The 2120-nt window shown below is 59.1% G+C and carries 3 protein-coding genes; all 3 read left to right on the forward strand.

The window, feature by feature from the left end:
• Nucleotides 1-307: carbohydrate ABC transporter permease (locus QT222_RS02010; protein ID WP_491476143.1), on the forward strand; the 307-nt coding region annotated here is incomplete at its 5' end.
• 84 nt (nucleotides 308-391) lie between these two features.
• Nucleotides 392-1219 carry a carbohydrate ABC transporter permease gene (locus tag QT222_RS02015; RefSeq protein ID WP_004056428.1) on the forward strand — a complete coding sequence of 276 codons (828 nt, stop codon included), beginning with the start codon at nucleotides 392-394 and terminating at the stop codon, nucleotides 1217-1219.
• A gap of 3 nt (nucleotides 1220-1222) precedes the next feature.
• Nucleotides 1223-2120, forward strand: an 898-nt coding sequence (locus QT222_RS02020; protein ID WP_491476144.1) for an ABC transporter ATP-binding protein, incomplete at its 3' end; no start/stop codon positions are given.

Here is a 2120-nt window from a genome sequence, read left to right on the forward strand (position 1 = left end):
CGTGGGCTCGGAGATGTGTATAAGAGACAGGGTGTACATCCCGCTTATCTCGCCGACGCTGACGTTCCTCGTCGTGATGAACACCATCTACGCGTTCTTCGGAACGTTCCCGCTCGTCGACCTCATGACGAGTGGTGGACCGAACACCGCGACGAACCTGCTCATCTTCAAGCTGTACCGCGATGCCTTCGAGTTCAACAGTCTCGGGCAGGCGTCCGCGGAATCGACGATTCTGTTCGTCATCGTTTCGCTTCTGATGTACATCCAACTCCGGTTTTCCGACCGGCACGCACACTACGGAGCCTAATCCATGGTAACACACACAGAAACCACTCAACAACACACAGAAGCCACACAGCAGACAGAACCTACCCAACAGACACAACGGTCGATGCTGGCGACACTCTTCGAGGGTGACCTGTTCGTGCACATCGCACTCATCGGGTCGATTATCCTCGTCGGACTGCCGCTCATCCTCGCAGTTATCATGAGCACCCAATCGACGACCGAGGTGTACGAAGTGACGAATCTCGGCATTGGGAGTGCCGGCCTGTCGAACTACGAGACGGCCCTGGCTGAGTACAACCTCATGCAGTACATGGTCAACTCGGCCGTGATGTCCATCGTCATCGTCGTCGGGAAGGTCACGCTCTCGCTTCTCGCCGCGCTCGCACTGGTGTACTACCGGTTCCCCTACGAGCGCGCCGTCTTCACGTTCGTCCTCCTGACGTTGCTGGTTCCGGTTCCGGTTCGAATCGTCCCGCTGTTCCAACTGATGGCCGACCTCGGCTGGGCGAATTCGTTGTTGGCAATCACCGGACCATATATTGCGAGTGCGACCGCCGTATTCCTCTTCCGCCAGCATTTCATGTCGATTCCCGAGTCGCTGGTCGAAAACGCTCGACTCGACGGTGTGGGACCACTCGCCTTCCTCGTGCAGGTGTTGATTCCCATGTCGAAAGGGATGATTGCGGGCGTCTCCGTGATTACGTTCATCTACGCCTGGAATCAGTATCTCTGGCCGCTTATTGTCGTCAGCGACCAGTCGAAACAGGTCGTCCAAGTCGGTATCAAATTCCTCCAGGGCGCGAGTCAGTCCGGACTCACGGAGTGGGGGCTTATCATGGCCGGGGCCGTGATTGCGCTGATTCCGCCGCTTTTCGTGCTTATCGTCCTGCACCGACCGCTCCTCGAAACATTCGCGATTCAACAAAAGTAACACATGACACACATCGAACTCGATACACTCACGAAACATTTCGGCGACGTTGCGGCTGTCAAAGGCATCGACCTGTCGGTCAACGACGGAGAATTCCTCGTCTTCGTCGGCCCGTCCGGGTGCGGAAAGTCGACGACGTTGCGGATGCTTGCTGGTCTCGAATCCATCACTGACGGCGCGCTCACCATCGGGGAGACGGTCGTCAACGACCTGCCACCCCACGAGCGAAACGTGGCGATGGTGTTTCAGAACTACGCGCTCTATCCGCACATGACCGCCGCGGAGAACATGACGTTCGGCCTCGACTCGAACGGACAGTTCAACCGGTCGGGAGACGACGAGCAAGTCGCCGAAGTCGCCGAGACGCTGGGCATCACCGACCTGCTAGACCGGAAACCGAAAGCACTCTCCGGGGGAGAGCGGCAGCGAGTCGCGATTGGGCGTGCGCTCCTCCGAGAACCTGAAGTGTTCCTCCTCGACGAACCACTGTCGAACCTCGATGCGAAACTGCGCGTCGAGATGCGGACCGAACTCCTCGAACTCCACCGAGAGTTGCAGACGACGACAGTCTACGTCACTCACGACCAGACCGAGGCGATGACGCTCGGTGACCGTGTCGCGGTCTTGAACGACGGCCAAATCGAGCAGGTCGACCCGCCGCAACTGCTGTATGACTACCCGGCGACGCGCTTCGTCGCCGAGTTCATCGGCAGTCCTGCGATGAACATTCTCCCGGTAGATGTGCTTGGTCGGGATGGCCAGTTCGTCGTCCAGCACGACGGCTTCGAGATTCCGCTGCCGACCACGAACGAACTGGAAGCCATCGCCGGGTCGCCGGCGTACTTCGGCGTCAGGCCCGAAGATATTTCGCTCGCGGCGTCGCTTCCGGCGGAGGCGGCGA

This window comes from Haloferax sp. s1 (assembly GCF_058382125.1).